The organism is Vibrio qinghaiensis, assembly GCF_002257545.1.
In the GTDB taxonomy this organism is placed as follows: Bacteria; Pseudomonadota; Gammaproteobacteria; order Enterobacterales; family Vibrionaceae; genus Vibrio; species Vibrio ordalii.
Genome location: NZ_CP022741.1, coordinates 2,486,508 through 2,503,132, shown reverse-complemented (window position 1 = coordinate 2,503,132; position 16,625 = coordinate 2,486,508). Strand labels below are relative to the sequence as shown.

Annotated in this window: 14 protein-coding genes; all 14 read left to right on the top strand. The window is 41.4% G+C overall.

Going from position 1 to position 16,625, the window contains the following annotated elements:
• Positions 1 to 93: 93 nt before the first annotated feature.
• The 14 genes from CCZ37_RS11655 (at position 94) to CCZ37_RS11595 (ending at position 16,590) form a co-directional block, all read left to right on the top strand.
• Complete coding sequence (locus CCZ37_RS11655) at positions 94 to 930, top strand: TauD/TfdA dioxygenase family protein (protein ID WP_094500574.1); 837 nt, start codon at positions 94 to 96, stop codon at positions 928 to 930.
• Entirely contained in the window at positions 927 to 2,363 is a 1,437-nt protein-coding gene (locus tag CCZ37_RS11650; protein ID WP_094500573.1) for an FAD-binding protein, read from the top strand. Before CCZ37_RS11655 ends, CCZ37_RS11650 begins: the two co-directional genes overlap by 4 nt.
• An 80-nt stretch (positions 2,364 to 2,443) precedes the next feature.
• Positions 2,444 to 4,186, top strand: a complete 1,743-nt coding sequence (locus CCZ37_RS11645) for an L-tyrosine/L-tryptophan isonitrile synthase family protein (RefSeq protein WP_094500572.1) — start codon at positions 2,444 to 2,446, stop codon at positions 4,184 to 4,186.
• 278 nt (positions 4,187 to 4,464) lie between these two features.
• A complete protein-coding gene (locus CCZ37_RS11640) occupies positions 4,465 to 6,918 on the top strand; it encodes a two-partner secretion domain-containing protein (protein WP_094500571.1) in 2,454 nt (817 codons plus the stop codon).
• Positions 6,919 to 6,929: 11 nt separating this feature from the next.
• Positions 6,930 to 11,102 (top strand): DUF637 domain-containing protein, encoded by a 4,173-nt coding sequence (locus tag CCZ37_RS11635; RefSeq protein WP_094500570.1) that lies wholly within the window; start codon positions 6,930 to 6,932, stop codon positions 11,100 to 11,102.
• A gap of 1 nt (position 11,103) precedes the next feature.
• Entirely contained in the window at positions 11,104 to 11,961 is an 858-nt protein-coding gene (locus CCZ37_RS11630; protein WP_094500569.1) for an immunity 49 family protein, read from the top strand.
• A gap of 191 nt (positions 11,962 to 12,152) precedes the next feature.
• The gene (locus CCZ37_RS11625) at positions 12,153 to 12,479 is read left to right on the top strand and encodes a hypothetical protein (RefSeq protein WP_094500568.1); all 327 of its coding nucleotides are present in this window, start codon (positions 12,153 to 12,155) and stop codon (positions 12,477 to 12,479) included.
• 24 nt (positions 12,480 to 12,503) lie between these two features.
• Positions 12,504 to 12,833, top strand: coding sequence for a hypothetical protein (locus tag CCZ37_RS11620; RefSeq protein ID WP_094500567.1), 330 nt, complete (start codon positions 12,504 to 12,506; stop codon positions 12,831 to 12,833).
• 47 nt (positions 12,834 to 12,880) lie between these two features.
• Positions 12,881 to 13,228, top strand: a complete 348-nt coding sequence (locus CCZ37_RS18855) for a hypothetical protein (protein WP_157729204.1) — start codon at positions 12,881 to 12,883, stop codon at positions 13,226 to 13,228.
• A gap of 10 nt (positions 13,229 to 13,238) precedes the next feature.
• Complete coding sequence (locus CCZ37_RS11615) at positions 13,239 to 13,577, top strand: hypothetical protein (RefSeq protein WP_094500566.1); 339 nt, start codon at positions 13,239 to 13,241, stop codon at positions 13,575 to 13,577.
• Positions 13,578 to 13,589: 12 nt separating this feature from the next.
• Positions 13,590 to 13,946 (top strand): hypothetical protein, encoded by a 357-nt coding sequence (locus tag CCZ37_RS11610; protein WP_094500565.1) that lies wholly within the window; start codon positions 13,590 to 13,592, stop codon positions 13,944 to 13,946.
• On the top strand, positions 13,946 to 14,302 hold the full coding sequence (locus CCZ37_RS11605; protein ID WP_094500564.1) for a hypothetical protein: 357 nt from the start codon (positions 13,946 to 13,948) through the stop codon (positions 14,300 to 14,302). Before CCZ37_RS11610 ends, CCZ37_RS11605 begins: the two co-directional genes overlap by 1 nt.
• A gap of 119 nt (positions 14,303 to 14,421) precedes the next feature.
• On the top strand, positions 14,422 to 15,000 hold the full coding sequence (locus CCZ37_RS11600) for an aminodeoxychorismate/anthranilate synthase component II (RefSeq protein ID WP_010318736.1): 579 nt from the start codon (positions 14,422 to 14,424) through the stop codon (positions 14,998 to 15,000).
• Positions 15,001 to 15,378: 378 nt separating this feature from the next.
• Entirely contained in the window at positions 15,379 to 16,590 is a 1,212-nt protein-coding gene (locus CCZ37_RS11595) for an aspartate aminotransferase family protein (protein WP_026027324.1), read from the top strand.
• The last annotated feature ends 35 nt before the right edge of the window (positions 16,591 to 16,625 follow it).

The following is a 16,625-nucleotide window of genomic DNA, read 5'->3' as shown; positions in this document are numbered from 1 at the left end:
TCAATATTATCTAGCCCAGTTTTCGGGAAATGATGGACTCAATGTTATTGTATTTTTAATTTTTTATTAAAAATTGGTTTAAAGGAACGGGTGATGAATTATCAGATCATGGAACTCCATCCTTTTGGAGTAAAAATAGAAGCAAATGGATTAGACATTCCTATTAGCGAGGTGCCAATAGCACTACTGCATAAATTATTTATTGAGCATCAGTTAGTATTAATGCGTGGATTTAAAGCCTTTGAGCTAGCCGATCAATTTGCGGAATATTGCGAGCAATGGGGAGAGATCAGTATTTGGCCATTTGGTAAAGTGTTAGATTTAATTAAAAAAAATCAACCAAAGGACCATATTTTTGATAGTAGTTATATGCCGCTACATTGGGATGGCATGTTCCGTCCTCAAGTGCCTGAATATCAAATATTTCAATGTGTTCAAGCACCATTACCAGCACAAGGCGGTCGAACGACCTTTACTCATACTACCAAAGTGCTACAGAACGCAACCGAACAGCAGCGCTCATTATGGCGAAAAGTCACAGGCCACTACCAGCGAGAGATGGAGTTCTATTGCAGTCACACTATTTCCCCCATTATTGCTCAACATCCCTATCACTCACATGAAGTCATTCGTTACGCCGAACCGCATTTCGCTGAGCGTGGCGATCTGCTAAACCCACCGAATGTGACCTTTAGTGGCATCGATAGTGAACAAATAGCTGAGTTTCACCGTAGCTTACGTGACGCACTGTATGACCCTCGTCATTTTTATGCTCACGAGTGGCAAAATGATGATGTGGTTATTACGGATAACTTTAACTTACTGCATGGTCGAGAAAGCTTTTTATCGCATACCCCACGTCATATTCGTCGGGTTCAGGTGCTAAGCGATCCACCGTTTGATAACCCAAGTTTGGAGTCTTACCGATGAGTGATTACCATACTGATATTATGATCGTTGGAGCAGGCCCTGTCGGGCTTATGTGCCACTATTTAGCGCAGCGCTGCGGTCTGAATTCACAAATTATCGATAAATCTAATGGGCCACTAGTCGTTGGACGAGCCGATGCACTTAATGCTCGAACTCTGCAGTTGCTTGATATAGTTGATTTATTTGAGCCACTTTACGTGCAAGGCAAACCCTGTAATACCAGTTCGGTATGGGCTGATGGTCAATTTTTGTCACGCCAGTCTCATTGGTGGACAGCGCTGCAAGGCTGCTTCTATCCTCACTTTCTGATGTTGGGGCAAGCACATATTGAAAAAGCGCTAGATAGCGCAGTCAAAGCGCAGAACGTGGCCGTGCGCCGCGGTTTATTTGTGGTCGATATCACTGTTGATGAGCAAGGCTGCGTGACGGAACTGAGTAATGGTGAGCGAGTTCGTTCACGTTACGTGATTGGTGCAGACGGTGGGCGCTCTTTTGTACGTCAGCATTTTTCGATTCCATTTGAAATCGAGCGACCAGAAATTATCTGGGCGGTGATTGATGGTGTTATTGAGTCAGATTTTCCGAAAGTACCAGAAATCATCGTATTTCAGGCTGAGACGTCAGATGTCGCCTGGATTCCACGTGAAGGTGATTTGGATCGTTTTTACATCCGTATGGACACTGAAGAGTTTACTCAGCAAGAGGTTATTGCGCGCATTAACCGAGCAATGTCGCCGCATTCACTGACGTTTAAGCAGGTTGAGTGGTTTTCTTATTTCTCGGTTAAGGAGTCTGTTGCTGAACGGTATGACCACCAGCAACGGGTATTTCTGGCAGGAGATGCCTGCCATATACATTCGGTCAATGGCGGCCAAGGGCTCAATACCGGAGTTGCCGACGCGTTCAATTTGATTTGGAAGCTCAATATGGTGTTGCGTGGTCAGGCATCACCTACGTTGCTGGACAGCTATCAGGCTGAGCGCCAACCAGTGGCACGCAGTGTGATTGAAAGCTCTGGTGCATTGGTGCGTGCAACTAAATACTCAGAACGAGGAACCCATGCGGAGGACTATGTACAAATCGTTGAACAGCGAGCTGGTAACATCACAGGTATGGGCATTGGGTATGGTGATGGCGGCTTAAAAGGTTCTCGAGTGTATGACTTTGAGATGCATAGCGATCAGCAGAGTTGCCGCTTTTACCAATGGCTAGATTACCGCTCCTTTACGCTTCTGTTGACTGGCGATGCGGACTTACCATCCGAAATTCCCCCGTTTGTGCGTTGCCTTCATCTGTACGATCAGGCGAAGCCTGGGCAGTATTGGAGTGAGAGTTCATTCTATCAGGGGCAGGCTTTACTGATCCGCCCTGATGGTTATATTGCGGCCTACACGTCGCTTGCGCACGCTGCTGAATTGTTAGCTGATCTATAAACAAACTTTTTAACCGAGAGTGAAGGCCGAGGGTTTTGCATCATTCCGCCAATGGTCTTCGCCTTTAATAAGGAAACACTATGCTTGATCATCAACAGCAGCAATGTGTGGATAATATTGCTTTTATTTTATTAGACCAATTATTAGCACAAACAGACGCCACTTTTACTGGGTATCAGAAGTTAAAAACGCAGATAGCTCAGTGTGTCATTGAAAACAAAGTCATTACATTATTACTGCCCGCTTTTCCATGTAAAACGAATAACCTAGATAAGGTATTAGGTTATAAGCCTGACTTAGGTGAATATCGAGTTTTACAAAAATTTGTTAATGCCATTCGTGATATTCAATCTGTGTATTCTCCAGGTGTGATGTTTTACATTTTTTCTGATTATCATACATTTTCTGACTATATTAATGTCGATTTAGAACATCACTACACTTATTCTGATGAATTACGGAATATGGTGGAAAATATGAACGCCAGTGATTGTCTCAAAATTATCAACTTTGAGCACTTCTCTGCATTTGATGACTTAAATGAATATCAATATTTCAGTGGATTAAAGCAGCGCTTTGGTGATGCTGAATATGAGCGTGATTTTGCACATCTTAAACAGCATGATAATGCAATGCACCATACCTATCTGGGTTTGAAAAAATTCATGCATCAGGATCAGAAATATGCGCTTGCTCCGCTAAGTTATAAAGGACGTCGTGAACGCTTGGCTGAAATGGCTAAAGGAATGATGGTGCAAGGACGTGCACTCGATAATTTCCTCAATACTCATTTGAGCCACGCTATTCGTCTCAGCATTCATGAACACCCAATGCAAGGCAAAAAGTATTCGCTGTTTCTTTTTGATGAACGATCGTTTAAGACGCCTTGGCATACTTGTGTCTTATTTGATGCTTGCCGCGGAGAATTTATTATTGATACGCAGGCCAACCACAAACAACGTGAAGGCGTGATTATTCCCGTAATGCACCAGGGAGCGTTGTGGTGCTTACTGCGTTTCAATATCGAAGACGCTAACGAAGCACAGTTGATGCGAGAGGTGAAAGCCACTCTACAAACCGAGCAGTTTGGCCTGACGTTAGAGTCACACCATGGATGCTCATTGACCACGCTACCGCAAGCTCAAGTGAGCCAATTGGTGAAGGCATTCTCTGCTGTCTGTTTAAAAGGCTTTGGCCCGTTGCCTCAAGCTTCGTTTTGGTCTTCGTGGTTTACCGGAAATCATGCTCTGATCCCGGAAGAATATGTTCGGAGTAGTACATTAGCAGAGCTCAGTTGGTACGGGATCAAAACACCGTCAACCAGTATCGCAGGTCGTTATTCTTATACCGATATGACTCCTGATGACTGGGCGATTTACTGTTCATCTGCTCCGCTGAAGGTTAACTTACTCGATGCCTCGCTGGCTGCCTTATGTCTTAATGGTCAAGTAAGTGGTTGGCTGAAAAATACCCTCGTGCAATATAATGATACGGCTGCTTATCCGGTGATTATGCAGGGGGATTGGGGAATGAACTTACGTTGGAGCCCCTCACTGGCGCAGCATATATCGTCGTCGACTGAAATTGACAATATCAATCAAGTAGCCAATCTTTTAACTCCTATTCTTGAATGTTCACAAGTACAGCATGTGTTTGATTTACAACTTGGCGATATATTGCTGGTAAATAACCACACCGTACTTCGTTATGGCGTGTTATCCGCAACAGAATTAGCGGTACGTCAGCCTTATTCGGTTAATTCCCCTTGGCAGCCTCATAACAACCAACCAAGTAGTGAGCATTTACAAGAAAGCCCTGCTTAAATAAACGACATTTTTAGGAAATAAGCATGAAGAGCCAAGTAAGCGGATTACTTGGCTTTTTTATTTATTAATAATATCTAATTAAGTATTGGTTAATTTAAGTGTAGATCTTGAAATTATAATGTGATCCATATCACGACGGACTCTTGCATTCATTGATGTTATGTATTTGTGGTGTATTTTCGCACCCTATATTAAATATAGCGTTCAATTCGTTTTAATACGAAGGGCGGTAGCTATCAAAAAATCCGTATAAACTAATCTTATAGCGAATAATAATGAACTTTATTACTAAGACCTGCTCAGTGATTAGGCTTAAAGTGATTGACATTAGTATATTAATTGCCCTACTCATGCCTGTTGCTTCTACTTTTGCCAATGTCAAAACTGAATCTTCCACATCCAATGCTAATACCCCCTCTGTAATCGAAAGTGCTAATCAATATTTAATCAAAATTGCTAAGGCAAATGATTATGGATTTTCGATAAATAATTTTAAGGAACTTAATAGCCTAGGGAAAACTATAGTATTAGCAAATAATTATTTAGTTAACCCTAAATTGTCAGCGGCGCCGGCTAAGACAATTGTATTGATCCTTGATAATAAGCAAATCGCGAATATTAAGCAGATCCGAATTGAAGGGCGTGCGGCAGATTTAGTGCTGCTGTCACCGCAAGGTATTATTTGTAATGGCTGCTCTATTGCTAATGCTGAACGAGTTACATTGGCGACAGGTATCGCGACCTTTTACGATGATCGGTTGGAAAGTATACAGATATCTCCTAAAGGTAAGGTCGATATTTCGGGTTCTGGTCTGTTAGCCAATGAAAGTAGCATGTTAGACATTGCAGCTGGCAGCTTTCGTCTTGATGCTCATTTAATTACTAATATGAAAGGTCGAGTGGTTCGACGAGCCAATAAAGAGATTCAAGAAATTGATAGTGCCGGAACTCTAGAAGTTTCAAATGGTGATGTACAGATTATTGTCGGTAATAATCTATTTCGATATGACGATCGTAGGTCTGATGCCTCATTTTCTGAAATGCGTGGTAACTCTATCGAATTAACAGCAAAAGCGAAAGTTGCGGTAGGTAATTTGCACCTTGAATCAACCTATTCACAAGCCGCTATAGCGCTCAATGGGCAAATCTTAGTAAATGGCGCTTGGACCTATGTAGGTCGCTATAGAGATCAGAGTGTCATTCCCCTTGAATCGATAAAAGTGAAATCAAATGGTGATATTCGATTAAGAGATCAAGTTATTGTCAATAATCGCTTTGATCTAGAATCAACAGGTAGCGTTTATTTTTATTCACCACAAGATAAGCAACAAAAGTTCTTATATGACAATATAAGAGCGAATGAGATAAATGTGGTTAGCACTAAGCTAATAGAAAATAAAGGAGCTATAGTTGCGAGTAAAGTCAAGTTCTCTTCAGATAGGTTCATCAATGAGGGTGATATTGAATCCACTCGTGAGATATACATCAATGGCAACCATGAGCTAATAAACCAGTTTGGTGGCATTATCCTTGGTGAAAACCTCCACCTTAAATCCAATAAAACGATAACCAATGGTTCTCAGTACCCTTGGCGCTTGCGTCCTAAATTGGAAGCTTATACAAGAGCAGCTAATCGACATACAGCCCCTGAAATAAAAGTTGGTGGCAAATTAGCTGTGCCAGCAATCCCTTCTAATATGGATAAACAATCGGTCGGTTCTTTAGCCGCATTTATCTTAGGGCAAAATATTAAGTTAGAAGCAGAGCGGTTTATCAATATCAATCCCTATGAGGTGAACCGAGCCAATATCCATCAACCAGCGTTAACACTTTCTGATAGTAAAAGTAGCCAAGTAATTGTTTCATCAGAAAACATTCTCGATATAAAGTTGTCTCACCGCTTGTGGAATGTGTCATCAATTCTTGAGTCTTGGACGGGTAATGTGATGATTAATGCGCCCGTTATTGATAATGAGCGATATTATCTTTGGGCGGATACAGATGTTAGTACAAAAAGAACGCCACTAACATTACCAGTTAAATGTAAAGAAATATTAGCTAAATATCCAACGAGATATGACTATATAAATAGACCACCTAGCAAGAAATGTTTTAGACCTTCTGAGTGCTCAAGTTATAATTTTAAGCATAATTCAGACAGTAGAATAAATTCAAGAGACTGTTATCCTGATGCGTCTACATTTCCTATGGTTAAAATAGAAAAACAATATCTTAAAGCACTATCCCCACCCTCAAGAATTAACGTTGGTGATAGCTTGGTTGTTCAATCACGAGAGTTGAATAATAAACACAGTTCAATTGAAGTACGAAAAGATGTTTTTGGCCAAGTCTCAAAAGTATGGATGGAGGGGTTAAGCCTAAAAGAGCGTTGGGAGAAAACCACCACCACACATCATGCCAATACCTATTGTACTCGACGAATTTTCCGTAAATGCATTAAGCGAAAAACCGACCGTTGGACGACGTCTAAAACTGACTTAATGAAAGATGACGTTAGTGCACAATACCCATTCGTTTTTTATGTTGATGGACATATCCATCAAGGTTTTGGCACTGATTATAAAATTATGCAGAGTATCACTTTTGGTCCGCATGCATCAGCGTATACACCTCGACCTGTCTCTCCTCCGCCTAAGCCAAGTAAATATATACCAATAATAAGCTCTGGCATTACATTCTTTATCCCTAACCCAAACTTTAAAGAGTAATCGGAGGAAATATGAGCCAATCTCTTTTATGGAAAAAGGTCACATCTAGTTTATTATTAGCAAGCATGCTTACCCATATTAGCTTTCCAGTGTATGCCTCAGTGACTCAAAGAGTAACACTCGAATCTATTAATGATCTTTTAATTGTATCTCCGCGATATGAACTACAGAAGTCTATTGCTGAATATTTATATACAAGCAGATTTGAAACCGATGAAATAGGCATTTTTGATGGATTTAACTATTTTTATAATCGACTGGCTGAGAAAAAGTCTCAACTTATTCCAGGCTATGCGAAAAAATCTAATAATGAAATTGTTGATTCACTACCTCCTCGTTTCGGAACTCCTTATGTTGAAAGGGGGGTTATTCGTCATCAGATAACGCAAATTCTCAATAAAAACTGGATAAGTTCTCCAGAATTTTCAAGTTATAATGCTCAAACTAAGCAACTGTATGAAAATGCAGTGACTCTAGCATTGGAAAATAATTATAAGCTAGGGCAAGTTCTCAGTGTAGAACAAATTAAAAAAATCAATAAAGATGTTATTTGGCCTGAAATTAGAACATTAGGTAGTCAACAAAAACCTTATCTTGTGCCATTTGTCTATTTAACAGATGCAACTATTAAGCAACAAAAAATCATAGAGTCTACCTATCATGCCAATTCCGCAGATATCAAAACACAAACTTTTATTGTTGATGGTGTAAAGGTTAATTTTGCTCACCGAGCTATGATTGATGTTGAAAAGGATTTTATCAATACAAAAGGTAATATCAAAGGCAGTAAACTCACTATTCGTACTGGGCGAGAGCTACAAAATAATTCAGGTACGATAACGGGCGATGATGTCACGCTACTCGCTAATAAACTCACCAATAAAACTCTAGTGACACGGCTAGATTATGGGCATGGTTATTCAGAAAAATTCTCACAAATTGGCACTATTTCATCGTTAGGTAACTTAACTATCGCTACGACGTCCGATGTGATAAGCCATGGCGGTAAATTTTCGGCGCAAGGTGATTTAACGATCAATGCTGGCGGAAATATCATATTGGTGCCGCAACAGGCAAAAAATGAGCGCCATGAATCTGGTGCGCGTTGGCAAGATAATGAATCTTCTTTAGTTAATCTACAAACTAACCTTTCTGCAATTGATACCCTAAAACTGATTGCCGGTGGTCAAATTCATATCGAAGGTGCTCAATTAGAAAGCCAGGGGTTGATTGAGTTGTTAGCGGGATACGGCATTACTTTAAAGAGTGCCGCCGATTTACGCTCTTTTGAAAAGCGTTTTCAAGCATCAAGTGGTGGGGTCTTTGGCACCAAAGAGAGCAAAGCTGAGAGTAAAACAGAGGCAGAGATTGTTCGTACTCTATTAAAGGCTGGCCAGAGTATGCTGCTGTCGACCAAGCAAGGCGATATCTTGCTAGAGGCCGTGACCATCGACAATAAAGGTATTTCCAAAATCATTGCCGAAAATGGCGCGATTGATTTTGAATTGGCGAAACTTCTGGAAAGCTACAGCTATGAAAACTCCTATGAAGGTTCTTTGTCTTTCCGTCATACCGGTAACGGTTATCAAAGAGAGGTGGCTTATTATTCAGAGTTTATCAATAACGGTGGGCTTGTGCTTGACGCGGCAACTGGGGTTAAAATTCAAGTCGCAGCAGATTCACAAAATTTAGATCAAACACTGGCTGATTTAGCGCGCGCGCCTGAATTAGCTTGGATGCAGGAACTTCGGAATAACCCAGAATACAGTGAGGTTGACTGGCAATCTATTGAGCTGGTTTTGGAACAATGGGACTACGACCAATCGGGTTTGTCACCTGCTGCAATGGCAATTCTGGCAATTGCGGTTTCTATTGCTATGGGGCCAGGAGCAGGATCGGCGCTTGCCGGAACAGGTACAAGTGCGGTGATCACCGTCAGTAGCCCTGCATTAGCCGCAGCTTTGAATGCAGGTTTGAGTAGTATTGTGGTGCAAGCTTCTGGAAGCTTATTGGCTAATGGTTTTGATATACAAGAAACCTTGACCCAACTAAGTTCAAAAGAGTCTTTAGTTTCATTAGCAACCAGTATGGTGACCGCTGGAGTTTTAAGTGGTTTAGATGCCCCTATGTTCTCTGGTGCAGATGGAACAACCTTAACACTTACCGATGTGGTGCAAAATGCGACAGGTAGTCAGTTGGCTACTCAGGCTATCATGCAGGTTTTTCAAGCCACGGCGCGTACTGGGATTAATGCTATCGCCCGTGGTTATGATTGGGATCAATTTGGCAGCTCTTTAGTACAAAGTTTAGCGATATCTTCGATTAACTTACTGGGCAAAGAGTTCGCTCAGCAAATAGGTGAAGCAGCCCGTACTGTAAGGATTGATGTTGCTCAACAATATATTCTGCATGCCGCCTTGGGATGTGGCTTAGGTATGCTAACTTCAGCCACCCATGGTGGAAATACCGATGCAAACCGAATAGGCTGCGCTTCGGGTGCTGGCGGTGGCGTGATCGGAGAATATGTCGGATCGAAATATCGAGAAGAGATCGGGCTTTTAGAAAAGGATACCAAAGCATTTATTGAAAAAATTACTAAAGATTTTGCTGAGGAAAAAGGTACTTCGCAATTAACCCCAGAATCAATACAAGCTGAAGTGAGTAAGTTACATGCGCGGGGCGTTGATATTGCCCGTTTAGTCGCAGGGCTGACTGTTTTTGCCATGCGTGGTAATGTGGATATTGCTATCGATACGGCGGGAAATGCAGCAGAAAATAATGCTCTTTTCCTTCTTGTTGTTCTTGTGTCACCACAGTCTGCTGCTCTGTTTACGGCTGCGATTGCTGCATATACCGCCACTCAATTTGTGATGTCGTCGGTTGATGCTTACCATAAGGGCAGTGAGCTTTACCGAATTTATCTGTATGGCACCAGAGAAGAGCAAGCACAAGCCAAAGAAGAGATGGTAGATCTTGCGATTAGCTACAGTATTGAAACGGGAGCCACTATCCTTATCGGTGGTGCGGCCCAAAAAGTAACGAAGGAGTTACTAAGAAAGCTCGATTTTGATGACGTCGCCGCTTTTCTTGCATCGCAGTTACGCGGAAAAGGTAATCTTGATGCATCGGAAGTGTATGATCAAGTTGCTAAAAACATTAAATTTAAAGATAAACATTTCGAGACCTATAAAGCCAATGGCGGAAAAGATGATCACGACACTTGGTCTAAGAAATACGATAACGGTAGGTATGATGCTCTAAAGAATAACAAGCTTATTCCTGATAATGATGTCGATATGTCCGATTATTATAGGCATAAGGAAATGTACCCCAATACCACCATTACGCCAGAGCGTTTTACAGAGCAGCACAATAAAGGCTTCACTATCGGGGAGAAAGGTTCATGGAAAAGGATTGACACACGGCCTAAGAATGTTCCCAATGAACCAAGTTATCGCTCTCAAAAGAATGAGGTGACACTTCCAATCTCGGCAGAGCAAGATATCGCGAGATATATGCAAAAAGAAGTTACGCTACCGCCTGATGTCACAAAGAAAACTGTCGAGCAAGTGATTACGTTGAGACAAAAAGCGGAGGCTGAAGTGCGAGTGCTCAGTTCGAATCCCGATCTAAACCGTGATGCCTTATTAAATCTTAAGGCGGATATCAGGAAATACGGGGACGTCTTGGGTAGCGCAAAACTAGAGCATAATTTGCACATTGAGTTTACGAGCGTTAAAAAGTTACCTTTTGAAGTGCCTGGACGTGGTCAGCAAGGGCAGTTTGATGGGATTTGGCTGGCCACTGACAAAAATGGCGTGACAACACTGATCACAGGTGAAGCGAAAGCGGGCAAAAATCAAGTTCATTACAACCATCGACAAGTTGGACGTGATAAGAACGATAATATTATTGATGCCCAGCAAACCAGCGCGCAGTATTACAAAGCGATCTGGGAAAATATGCAAAAATCCTTCGATACAGCAAAAGAGAGTTCAAAATATCAGTCTGATCTGCTGTATAAAAAGCAAACCGATGAACTAGGTCAAACGCTTGACTTATTTAAACAGTATAAGCTATCAAGCCCATCAAGCTCGATTGAGTATCGAGGTTCTGAGCTGATATTTAATGAAAATGGCATGATTAAAAAAGCCAATAACCTTAAATTTGAGACAATGCATTAGTATGAAAAAAATAGTGAAGACGCATATTAAAAATTTAGAAGGTAAGCAGCGTGTTTATGATGCGACCTTAGAGAGTTTTATTAAAACCAACCAGTTTTCATTGAGCATTGCGGAAAAAAACTGTTTTGGATTTGAAACTGGGTATCGAGACCTTTGCAAGCTATTTGCGATTGGCCACTATCTACCATCAGTCGCAGACTCTGAGGTTGTAGAGCATTTTCTCTCTGCTCAACAGTACGCGATATTATGGTTACGCCAGATGAATCAACCGAAAGGGGACTTCATCCCCTTTCAATACCAAGGGGTAGATTTTGCAATTCCAGCTCAAGGTAGGAACGATAAGATTAGATCTTTCGCATGGCTTGACATGATCTACCTTACTATTGTGACGGGTCGCAATGAAGATTTAAATCTGCTGATGGGGCTTTTACATAAGGAACAAATCGAGTTCAGCGGCCTGAATGCTCGTTATCATCTTGAGATAGTGCTGCATATGCTTGGTTTGCAAGCGAGCAGTGATATTACCGGCTTAATGGATGGTTTTGTTGCCCATATCCAGCGGGAGAACCAAACTCAGCAAGAGCGCAGAGTGAGCTCACATGGAATTAGAGTGACTCTAGGTTTTTTTGATGTGATGCAAGCTATACATCAACAAGACCAAATGGCGTATAACCTATCCATGCATCGCGCTTTAGACATGCATAAAGAGTGGTGGACACGCGGTAAGGATTTTAAAACAGATCCGGATGGTTATATTTCATTACACCTCCTCACGGCAGCCAAATATGCGTATGAAAAATACGGCTACACACTGGATGTGGAGTCGGATTATATCCCCAGCTATCTGTATATGAATTGATGGTATTATATTGAATATAAGAGGTGACCTGATATTAAAGGTCGCCTCTGTATCCAAACTACTTTCGTTCACCCTAATCACCTGGTTTGCTTATGTTCATCTGGAGTCACTCACTTTCAGCCTATCTACAATTTCAAATTGTCTGGGTATGGATATATTCAAATTAAATAAATATAGTTCAAGAAAGTAAAATGAAAAAAATTATCAATCATACGCTATTAATGTTTTTATTGTTTGTGTCGAAATCATCATTTGCTGCTGATACTTATATCTCCGGTAAGCTCGTTGATATTACCAGTGTTCAGCAAGGATTGCTGATTCGTATCGAAGGCTACCAAGTGCCAACAACGTGCCCTAATCCTCATAATTGGGGGTGGATGCTAATACCTGAGGAAAATAAAACCATGATCTCTGTTGCTTTGGCGATGTGGACACAAGGTAAAACTAACGCGACTATCTACACCAGTGGTACTAAGTCAGGATTTTGTCAAGTTGAGCAATATGATCCTCACCACTAATAGTCAATAACTCGGAGTTTGCTAGTGTTTAAAAAAATATTATTAATTTTTACTCTTCTATTGCCATTCTATGCTTTCTCCGGAACACAAACGGGTAAAGTCGCTTGGATTGTTGTTAGGGCATCCGATGGCTTGGTCTATTTTGGTATTGAGGGCTCGCCAGCTTCAGGTAAGCCACAATGTGCAACACATAGTTATTGGATGATCCGTGATGAAAACTCTAATGTAGGAAAACAGCAATATTCTCTCTTACTCACAGCATATGCTTCTGCTAAGCCAGTAGATATTGTTGGAATGAACAGTTGTAAACGTTGGGCTGATGGTGAAGATGTGAATTCTATTAAGATAAAATAGAAGTCGTTCATTGGTGCGTTAAAAATTAAAATCGATAAGGGATAAATATGTCAAAAATAATCATACATCTTTGTTTAGTGACCTCGTTTTTTATATCATTTTCAATTCATGCGGCTTCTATTTCTAGTGGAGCGAGGAAAATTACTTCGTTAGGATGCCACAATATAGATAATATCTGTTTTGTTCAAATTGATGGTGATCCTGTTGGTCCTAGTTCATGTAAGACTAATTCAGTTCGGTGGGATATAGAAAAGGATCCTAATGGTAAGAGCAGTTTTAGTTTGCTAAATGCTGCATATTTCTCTGGAAAGTCAGTAGTGCTACAAATTAGTGAGCAATGTTTCAAATATCAAAATAACTTTCCTACTTTTGTATGGCTGACAGTGGTTAATTAAGGTTTAACATATGTTTATAAGAAAATTATTTATTTTTTTTATATTTTTCTCTGTCTCTATGTCTTCCCAAGCAGAGTGTGAAAAATGGGGTTGCGTCGGGAAAATAACTAATATCTATACTAACGCGGATGGGATGATCTATTTTGGCACTGAGTACAACGAGAAGAAAGCGAATTGCACACCAGTTTCTGATGTTTACTTTACACTTAATCCTAAATCAGAAAATGCAAAAGAAATATATTCTTCCGTATTGTCTGCTTATATGGCAGGCAAGAAAATACATCTAAGGGTCAAAGAGGGTAGTCAGGGGTGTGAATTGGCTTATGTTAATTTATCCACATCAATTTAAGGTGAAACTTGTATGATTTCAAAAATGAAAATTAAACAATTTTTTTGGTTTATGTTAATGGCTGTCTCATGTAATGCTTATGCCGATATTACCTGTTCTGGTAAGGTATTGACTGTTTTACAGTATGCTAATGGTAGTGTAAATGTTAAGACATCTTATCGTAATGATTATACATATATATGTAATACCGTATCTAATTGGAAGGGCATCAGCCCTGATGCCTGTCGTTCTATGTTGAGTATTGCTCTTTCCGCTAAGGCTGTCGATAAAAATATCCTTGTTTACTATTCTGGTAATCAATTTTCTTGTGCAACGATCCCTAAATATACTAATTCACCTTCTCCTGTCTATGTAGGAATAAATCAATAATGATGAATAAAAATTCTGTTATAAGCATAACGCTACTCACGTTAATGTCTGTCTTGACCGCATTTAATGCTCATGCTGCTCGTCAGGTTGGTAAGATTACAGGTGTCATTCCCTATGAAGCTTGGGGGAAAAAGATTGTAATCTTTAAAATCGAAAACAATATTGCCCAAGGGTGTAATGTTACTGGCCGTTTTGCATTTGATGAGTCCAAGAAAAATTTTGATTTGATGTCTTCCGCGCTTCTTTCTGCATTTCATAGCCAAAAGACTGTTCAAGTAGAATATACGGACAGTTGCAATGCTTGGGTAAATTCGTACGACATTGCATATTTCTGCATCGGGGACATACCTTGTTAGCCTACTTATCACCAACTCTTCGGTTTGCATTTCCTCTTTAAACTTAATACTTGCCTTTCATTATGGGTATTGCACAATAGCGCCTCTCGCTGACTTTTACCCAGAGCGCTTTAATTCACATGCTACTTATCATCGATAACTACGATTCGTTTACCTACAACTTGTACCAATACTTCTGTGAGCTGGGAGTTCAAGTGACGGTGGTGCGTAATGATGAAATCGATATCGCTGGCATTGAAGCGCTCAGCCCAACGCATCTGGTGATTTCCCCTGGGCCTTGCACGCCGAATGAGGCGGGAATTTCACTGGCCGCGATTGAACATTTTGCGGGTAAACTTCCGATTTTAGGAGTCTGCCTTGGGCATCAAGCCATTGCGCAAGTGTTTGGCGGGCAAGTGGTGCGAGCCAAAAAGGTGATGCATGGTAAAACTTCACCGATCCAACACACCAACCGTGGTCTCTTTTTGGGGCTCAATAACCCGTTAACCGTTACTCGCTACCACTCCTTGGTGGTCAAAGCCGATTCTCTTGCGGACTGTTTTGAGCTCACCGCTTGGACTCAACAGGCCGATGGTTCGATGGACGAAATCATGGGTTACCAACATAAAACACTGCCAATTGATGCCGTGCAGTTTCATCCTGAATCAATTAAAACAGAACAGGGCCATCAACTGCTCGCAAATTTTTTGCGCCGTTGAACCATTCTCAACCGGATTGCGATCACCTTTCTTAACATTTTCCTCATCATTTCTGCTGTTTTTTATCTTTGCAATATTATGCACCATACATCCTGTTGGAATGAGGGATGGCTTGTCGCCTCAAGGCCTTGTTGTGCTTATTTATATTATTTATAAAAAAGTGCTTCATAAAAGAGGTGACTTAATGCATAAATAATCATAAGTAGTGACGATTGTCGGTGCTTCTACCGATCTAAAAGAATAAATCACTATTGAAATGGTTAATAATTTGTAAATACAATGCTGCATTAGCTAAAAAGCGAAACAATATCTTCCACTCAAGGGTTTAATAGGAAGATCGCAATCTGCTTGGCATGCGGTATCAAGAGGGAATGTGTAATGACAGTGGAAAATAGTGTAGATCGCAGTCTGTTTGATGAGGTGATGGTCCCTTGTTATAACCCGATGGAGATGATTCCAGTTAAAGGGCAGGGCTCTCGAGTGTGGGATCAACAAGGTCATGAATACATCGACTTTGCTGGCGGTATTGCGGTGAGTTGTTTGGGCCATTGCCATCCGGCGATGGTTGATGCGATCACCAAGCAAGCCAATAAGTTGTGGCATCTCAGTAACGTGATGACTAATGAGCCTGCTTTGCGCTTGGCGAAAAAATTAACGCAAGTCAGTTTTGCTGAAAAGGTGTTTTTTGCTAACTCCGGCGCGGAAGCTAATGAAGCGGCGCTCAAACTGGCGCGTCGCTGGGCCGCTGATGTCCATGGTGAACAAAAATCCGAAATCATCGCCTTTAACCAAGGCTTCCACGGCCGCACTTTCTTTACAGTGACGGTTGGGGGGCAAGCGACTTATTCCGATGGATTTGGTCCTAAACCTGCGGATGTTACCCACCTACCGTATAACGATATTGAAGCGTTGCAAGCACACATCTCTGATCGCACTTGTGCGGTAATGATGGAGCCCTTGCAAGGCGAGGGTGGCATTGTGTCGCCTTCGGCTGAGTTTGTCCAAGCTGTGCGTGAATTGTGCAATAAGCACAACGCCCTGTTGATCTTTGATGAAGTGCAAACCGGTAATGGCCGCACTGGTGAGTTCTATGCTTATCAAGGATTGGGCGTCACGCCGGATATTTTAAGTACCGCGAAATCACTCGGTGGCGGCTTCCCTATTGGCGCTATGCTCACCACAAACGAATTGGCCGCGCATTTTAAAGTGGGCACTCACGGCTCTACTTATGGTGGCAACCCACTGGCTTGCGCGGTAGCAGAAGCGGTAGTTAATGTGGTTAGTCAGCCAGAAACCTTGGCTGGCGTGAAAGAGCGTGAAGCGCTCTTTCGTGAAGGATTGGCTAACATTAATGAGAAGTACCACATTTTTAGTGAAATCCGTGGTAAAGGTCTACTGCTTGGCGCGGCATTGAATGAGCAGTGGCAAGGTCGCGCTCGCGATATCCTACAAGCCGCGGGCAAGCAAGGTTTACTGGTGTTGGTTGCGGGTATGAACGTGGTTCGTATGACGCCTTCATTAGTGATCACCAAACAAGAAATAGAAGAAGGCTTAGCAAGATTAGATAAAGCTATTGCATCACTCATGTAGTGAAAAAGCCTAGCAGCCCAAGGTAGGATGCCTTG